Here is a 6,490-nt window from a genome sequence, read left to right as displayed (position 1 = left end):
CAGTCGTCGCCCGGGAAGTGCTTGACGAGCTGCTCGATGCCGTTCTGGATGAAGAAGATGCCGGTGGACTCCAGCGGCTCGACGAACCCGGCGGACAGGCCGATGCCGACGCAGTTCTTCACCCAGGCGGCGCATGGCGGAGCTCTCCCGCGGAACGTTCCGCGAGCGACGAGGGTCGCGGCAGGCGTGATTTACTTCTTGCAGGTCAAGTCCCGCAAGCTCTTCGAGATGCCGGTGGCCCGTCAGGCACACGAGAGGACGTCGAGTGACGAACGAGACTTGGGCTTCGGACACTCCTGGACTCCTGCGCCTGCCCTCGGGCCTACTCGTGCGCGGCCGGGGACTGCGCACCCCACTTCCCGCGGGCCAGACGCCCGAGTTCGGGATCTATCTGCAGGGCAAGGAACCCGCCAAGGTCGACTGGGAAAGCCGATGGGTGCGGTGGAAGGACTTCTGGCTGCCATCGGACCCCGAGGCCTTCACCAAGGCGTTGCGTGAGGTGCTGGACCGGGCCGAGCGCGAACGCGTCGAGATCGCCTGTGGCGGGGGCTTCGGCCGGACCGGCACGGCGATGTCCTGTCTCGTCATCCTCGACGGCGTTCCCGCGGACAAAGCCGTCGCCTACGTGCGTGCGCACTACTCGCACCGGGCCGTCGAAACCCCGTGGCAGAAGCGGTTCGTCGCTCGATACGTCTGAAGTGGACAGTGCTGTCCGGCTCGTCAACCCCGCTTCGCCCCGTCATGGAGACCTTCACGAGCGGCGAGCAGGGCGCTCCTGGCCGCGGTGGGGTCGGTGCCGAGCTGTTCGGGGGCGACTCGCACCGCCCGGACGGCAGGCTGGATGCGGCAGGTGTCGCCGGTGGTCGTAGACGGCCTGCGCAGACGTCAGGAATCGCTCGCTCGGGGAAGCGTCCCGCGCTCTTCGGCCGCGATGGTGGGCTTCGCCGGCACCAGCTTGGCCAACTGCCACTCGTAGCTCTCCGGCGCGTCCCCGACCGTGATCCCGATGTCGGCTTTGGCGGCTTCGTAGAAGCCCCGGCGGGCCCGACTGACGGCCCCCACGGCGTCACCCCAACTCGACTCGACATCCACCCCGGAAGCGATCCGCTGAAGCCGAAAGACACTGTCATGCCACGCCCGCGCGGCGACAACGGTGTGGTCCGTCCCGAGAAGCAGGATCGTCTCCCACTTCATGGTCCGCTCCTCCTCGGCAAGCGCCAGCGCGCCCAACCCCTCCTCAGGCGCCAACTTGTCCAGGTCCTGATGAATGCCCTGGTGCGCCGCCAACCGCACGGAGATGGAAATGACCTTCTTCACCGCATGCGCGTACTCCGCATACGCGGCGAGCCTCTTGTCATCCCACCGGACCGACTGCGTCCGCCGCCACCGGGAGCGCTCCGCCACGGAGGTCGCCGTAAAGGTCGCCAACGCCCCGACGAGCACACCGATCAACGTGGGCAACTGCTGTAAGAACGCCTGCATGAGAACCCCATCACCGTCACACTCTGGCCGCACCGACTGGTCAAGATCGTCGTGCACATTCAACCGGATCGAGGACAGCCTCAGGTGCCGTTGAGTAATGACGCAGGTGATCAGGACTGATGCCGGGTGCGTCCGAAACGCTCGGGGTACCGCCGACGGGCACGGCTCGCCGGCTCGACAACCTCCTGGTCCATCCCGATCGGCTGCGCCTGCGTAGGGCGACTGGACCCGCAGTCGACGGCGCGCTGTAGGAAGGCGTGATCGACCGCCCGCAGACCGCATGAATGAACGCTCGGCGGTGCGATCAACGCTTTCCGCGGGTCCTGGTGATGAACCAGGTGCCGCCGATGATCAGGAGGGCGAAGAGTGCGAGGCCGCCGCCGAAGCCGGCGAGGAGCCAGAGTCGGTCACGCAGTGGCAGGTTTCCGTTGAGGGTGACCTGCAGGGAGCCGACGGCGAACGCGATGGCGGCGGTGAAGACGGTGACGAGTTCCATCGCGCGGACCGCGGATGAGCGCAGGGAGTCGCGCAGTGTCGCGTTGGCGGTTTCCTGCTGGTTCCAGCGTTGTTGCTGTTGCGCGGCCCAGAGCGCGCGGAGCCGACCTTCCTGGATCGCTTCTCGCTTGGTCATGTACTGACCTTGGAGCAGGTCGTGGCTGCCGCGTCGGCCGGTGGCGGGGAGTAGCACGAGGGCGTGGTTGATGTTGACGGTCGCGTTCTCATGGTCGCCGCACATGTGCTGGCCGGAGGCGAGGCGGTAGTGGAACATGTGATCGCCGGGGTGCGCCTGCACCGCCTGTTGCGCGTAGGACCGAAGGAGTTCGCCTTGCCCATCGAAGGGTGGCATCGCGACGGCGAGGCCGTTGACGCAGATGTCGGTCACGTGGCGGCTTCGTTCGGGGACATTCCACGCGCGTTCGAGTAGGGCGGTGGCGTGTTCGACGGTGATCGCCCGGCTGCCGAAGGCGGCGAACGAGCGCAGCGCGGTGAACAGCGGGTCCTCGCGGTGGGCTCCGGCCGCCATGGCGAGAAGCGAGGAGTCGAGGAACTGGTGCAGTTCGTCGAACCGGAAGTTCGCGCGGAGCTTGCCCGCGTGGTAGAGGGTGGTGAAGTAGGCGAGGTAGCCCGCCGAGTTGTCCGCGCCGACGATGTCCTCGGTGGCCTCGGCGAGTTCGGTGCGGGACTCGACGCTGTCCCTGGTGACGAACGCGTAGCCCAGGGCCCACTTCTGCTCGACCGCGCGGCGATGCTCGTCCCGGACGTGCTCGTGGATCCAACGCGCGCACTCGGCGGCGGTGCCGATGGTCGGGAAGGCGTGGAACCGGTGGAACCAGTAGCGGTCGGAGCAGATCAGGTAAGCGTCCGCGGCGAAGTCCGATGAGGTGATCTCGAAGGGTGGCTCGACACCTTGGTCGATCAACGTGAGGGCCATCGCGTCGCAGACGCGGTCCAGTTCACGCGAGTCAGCCATGGCCGCGCGTGCGAGTTCCGCTGAGATCCTGGTGTCGTCCATGCTGTCCCCTCGTGGTGTCCAGCACCTACCTACCACACTTAGGGTGTTCGGCGTGGTACACACAGCAGTCATGGGGGTCGATGTCGTCACGGCGGTGCATTCCGGGTACGCGCGCTTTCTGCCGGACGCATGGCGATCTTTGCGGTCACAGTCCTACCCGCGGTGGACTTGGTTGCTCCAGGTTGATGGAGCCGATGACACGGAGGTCCGCGCCGCGCTCGCCGAATGCGGTGCGTTGAGCGACCCGCGGCTGCGGCTGGCGGCCAACGGGACCCGAGAGGGCACGGCGGTCACCCGCAACGTCGCGTTGGGCCGGGGGACGGCTCCGCTGGTGCAGACCCTGGACGCCGACGATCTCCTGGAACCGCGCGCCATCGCTGTGCTGGCCGACGCGCTGAGGGCACGGCCTGCCGCGGGCTATGCCGCCGGGCACGCCCGTGACCTGCTCCCCACCGGCGAATTGCGCGAGCATCATTTGTCGCTACGGACCGGTCCGATTGCCCGGGGCGCGTTGGTGGGTGAATGGGTTACCGAACCCGGCCGATACCGGGTCCCGTTGCATCCGGCAGGCGTGATGTGGCGTCGCGAGCTGGTGGTCGTGGCGGGCGGCTGGTCGGGGCTGCGGAGCATGGAGGACACCGGGCTGCTGATGGCGGTGTCGGCCATCGCCGAGGGTGTGCTTGTCGAGCAGAACACCCTGCGATATCGAAAGCATCCCGCGCAACAGTCGGCAAAAAGGTCAAAATTCATCGGGGGCGGGGCGCAGATTGCGCTCGTCCGGCAGCGCGCGGAGTTGCTGGCGTCGTTTCCACCCTGGCTGGACGACCTCGGTGAGCCCGAGCCGCGGGATGTCCCTTGACCGCGCTGGAGTTCCGAGGGCGCACCATTGCCCGCGACCGGGCCCTGATCATGGCGATCGTCAACCGAACCCCCGACTCCTTCTACGACCGGGGTGCGACCTTCGCCGAGGACCGGGCCATCCGGGCCGTGCGCAGGGCCGTCGCTGACGGCGCCGACATCATCGACATCGGCGGCGTGAAAGCGGGCCCCGGCACCGAGGTCGACACCGCGGCGGAGATCCGGCGCGTGGTGCCGTTCGTGGCCAAGGTCCGCGCGGAGTTCCCCGACATCGTCATCAGCGTCGACACCTGGCGCCATGAGGTCGGTCGGCTCGCGTGCGAAGCGGGCGCGGACTTGCTCAACGACTCCTGGGCGGGCGTCGACCCTCGGCTGGCCGAGGTCGCGGCCACCTTCGGCACGGGCTACGTCTGCTCGCACACCGGCGGACTGCCACCCCGAACCCGCCCACATCGGGTTGCCTACACCGATGTTGTGCGAGCCGTCCTGCAGGAGACCACCCGCCGGGCCGAGCAACTGATCAGCATGGGGGTGCCCAGGGGCGGCATCCTCATCGATCCCACCCACGACTTCGGCAAGAACACCTGGCACGGCCTCGAACTCATCCACCGCACCCCCGAACTCGTCGCCACGGGCTGGCCTGTGCTCATGGCGCTGTCCAACAAGGACTTCATCGGTGAGACTGTCGCCGCCGCCATCGACGAACGCGTCGACGCGACCCTGGCAGCCACCGCGATCGCCGCACGCCACGGCGCCGCCGTGTTCCGGACGCACCAGGTCGCCCGCACTCGACGAGTTCTCGACACCGTCGAACTCCTCCGCGACGGAATGCATCGCAAAGAGCGATGAATCGCTTGACGGAACACAGAATGCGACGGGGCGAACTTCGTCGGAGTAGCCGGGTGGCAACCTCCCAGTGCCAGGGCGATCACCTGGGTGACTTCCAGTGGGTGGAAGTTGTCATCGCTGACCAGGACCAGCGTGCGTTCGCCGGTCGCCGGCGTCGGACCCCACGTCATGCCCTCCACGTTGTATACAGTGGGCAGATTGAAGTCGTGCAGGTCGGCGATCAGCGTCTTGGGCATCGGCCGGACTTGGGTCGTGGCAAGGGAATCGACGCGCCGGATGTCCGTGGCGGCCGGGTAGTGGCATCGAAGATCAGGACCTTGTAGCCCGCGCCGTCGACATAGGCGCGTTCCATCATCAGGTAGCGCGACGGGTCGTCGGGGTAGGCCAGGATCACGGGTACCCCCGTGTCCGGCTCCCACGGGCTGTTCGGGTCCACGGTGGCGAAGATCGGTTCGAGGGGCGTACTGGCCGAGCACGTTGCCGTGGCGAGTGTGTCGGGTGAGCCTGAGCAGGGCTCCGTGCGCGCCGAAGGTGATCGCCTCGATGGCCTGGTTCCGCCTCGGCCCGCGCTCGTGACCAGTCATCGCCGTCGCGATCGCCGCCTTGATCACCATGGCGGCCGGCACCACCACTGACCCGGTCGAGCGAATGCGCCAAGTTCAGCCATACCCGATCGCCGCCCACGGTGGGGATGGTGGAACTTGGACAGTTCGTGGGTGCGCCAGTCGTGGAGTCGGGGCTGTCGTTGATCTCCGTGGTGATGGCGGTGTGGAGCCAGGGGTGTCGGCGGTGGCTCGGCGCCGTGTTCAGGCCGCCGAGTGTCGTGGTGGTGCGGGGATGGGTTTTCGGTGTGGGTCGAGGTAGGCGGGTGGGGTGAACTCGGGTAGCCCGTTGATGATGGTGACGGCCCAGTCGGAGTTGTGGATCAGGCGGTGGTGGGTGCCGCAGAGGAGTACGAGGTTGTCGAGTGCGGTGGGCCCGCCGTGGGCCCAGTGCCGGCAATGGTGGCCGTGGCAGGAGCGGGGCCGCCGGTCACACCGGGGGAACGCGCATCCTTGATCGCGCAGGATGAGGGCCCGGCGCAGGTGGGTGGGGATGGTGTAGCGCATCCGGCCGATGTCCAGTGGTCGGGTTGCCCCGCCCATGACGTAGGGGATGACCGCGCTGTCACACGCGGCGGCCCGCAGTTCGGCGGGTGTCAGGGTGGCCCCGGTGTCCAGGGTGGCCCGGCCCACCGAGTCGCGGAGCATCTCGATGGTCGCGGTGAGGTGCAGGTGCGGTCGCTCCCCGGCCTCGGTGGGCAGGTCGGGGGCGGCCTGGGCGAGGTCGCAGAGTTCGGCCAGGGCGTCACCGTGGCGTTCGCCCCGGTCCCGCTGGTCGTGCTCACGGGGTGTGGACAGGGCGGTGATCAGTGTTTCGAGGGTGGCGCCGTCGGTGGGGGTGAGTTCGAACCGGCCGTGGACCGTGCCGTCGTGGTGTCGTCGCCAGGCCAGGAAGTTCCGTGCCCGTGGTGGTGGGGTGTCGGCGGGTTCGGGTCCGTCCTGGTCGAGCACGGCGAGCATCCGCTGCGCGCTGACCCGTAGTTCGGCCGGGTTGGTGGTGCGTGCCTGCTCGGCGAGGGCGGCCTCGAATCCTTCGCGCGCGGGTTCGTCCACCCACGCGGGCAGGTCACCCATGGTTGTGGCGATGATGTCGATGTGCTCCCCGTCGACCACCGCGTCGCGCATAGCGGCGCGGGTGGCGGGCAGGGCGGCGGGCCGGTGGTGCCCGGTGGGGGTGACCGTCTCG

The 6,490-nt window shown here is 68.3% G+C and carries 7 protein-coding genes and 2 pseudogenes; 3 read left to right on the top strand and 6 right to left on the bottom strand.

The features are described 5' to 3' along the window. A pseudogene (locus ACRDSQ_RS33765) lies at nucleotides 1–128 on the bottom strand (tryptophan 7-halogenase); the annotation flags it as partial. 137 nt (nucleotides 129–265) lie between these two features. On the opposite strand from ACRDSQ_RS33765, the gene ACRDSQ_RS33760 reads away from it, so the two are divergent. Next, nucleotides 266–697: a protein-tyrosine phosphatase family protein gene (locus ACRDSQ_RS33760; protein WP_431426842.1), complete on the top strand. Its 432-nt coding sequence runs from the start codon at nucleotides 266–268 to the stop codon at nucleotides 695–697. 188 nt (nucleotides 698–885) lie between these two features. On the opposite strand, the gene ACRDSQ_RS33755 is transcribed toward ACRDSQ_RS33760, so the two are convergent. Together ACRDSQ_RS33755 and ACRDSQ_RS33750 are read right to left on the bottom strand one after the other, a co-directional pair. After that, on the bottom strand, nucleotides 886–1,482 hold the full coding sequence (locus tag ACRDSQ_RS33755; protein ID WP_431426840.1) for a hypothetical protein: 597 nt from the start codon (nucleotides 1,480–1,482) through the stop codon (nucleotides 886–888). 304 nt (nucleotides 1,483–1,786) lie between these two features. Then, the gene (locus ACRDSQ_RS33750; RefSeq protein WP_431426839.1) at nucleotides 1,787–2,995 is read right to left on the bottom strand and encodes a hypothetical protein; all 1,209 of its coding nucleotides are present in this window, start codon (nucleotides 2,993–2,995) and stop codon (nucleotides 1,787–1,789) included. Nucleotides 2,996–3,065: 70 nt separating this feature from the next. Between ACRDSQ_RS33750 and ACRDSQ_RS33745 the strand changes: the two genes are divergently transcribed. Next, entirely contained in the window at nucleotides 3,066–3,854 is a 789-nt protein-coding gene (locus ACRDSQ_RS33745) for a glycosyltransferase (RefSeq protein WP_431426837.1), read from the top strand. A gap of 50 nt (nucleotides 3,855–3,904) precedes the next feature. Continuing rightward, a complete protein-coding gene (gene folP, locus ACRDSQ_RS33740; protein ID WP_431426843.1) occupies nucleotides 3,905–4,702 on the top strand; it encodes a dihydropteroate synthase in 798 nt (265 codons plus the stop codon). A 164-nt stretch (nucleotides 4,703–4,866) separates the two neighbouring features. On the opposite strand, the pseudogene ACRDSQ_RS33735 reads toward folP, so the two are convergent. The 3 genes and pseudogenes from ACRDSQ_RS33735 to ACRDSQ_RS33725 form a co-directional block, all read right to left on the bottom strand. Continuing rightward, nucleotides 4,867–4,938, bottom strand: a pseudogene (locus ACRDSQ_RS33735) (hypothetical protein); the annotation flags it as partial. Beyond that, nucleotides 4,923–5,138 carry a hypothetical protein gene (locus ACRDSQ_RS33730; RefSeq protein ID WP_431426835.1) on the bottom strand — a complete coding sequence of 72 codons (216 nt, stop codon included), beginning with the start codon at nucleotides 5,136–5,138 and terminating at the stop codon, nucleotides 4,923–4,925. The gene ACRDSQ_RS33730 and the pseudogene ACRDSQ_RS33735, both read right to left, overlap by 16 nt. Nucleotides 5,139–5,508: 370 nt before the next feature. Continuing rightward, nucleotides 5,509–6,490: DUF222 domain-containing protein (locus ACRDSQ_RS33725; RefSeq protein ID WP_431426834.1), on the bottom strand; the 982-nt coding region annotated here is incomplete at its 5' end.

Origin of the sequence: Actinokineospora sp. (assembly GCF_050699995.1) — a bacterium.
GTDB lineage: Bacteria > Actinomycetota > Actinomycetes > Mycobacteriales > Pseudonocardiaceae > Actinokineospora.
The sequence above is the reverse complement of the archived record's forward strand: the minus strand, read 5'-3'. Positions and strand labels throughout refer to the sequence as shown.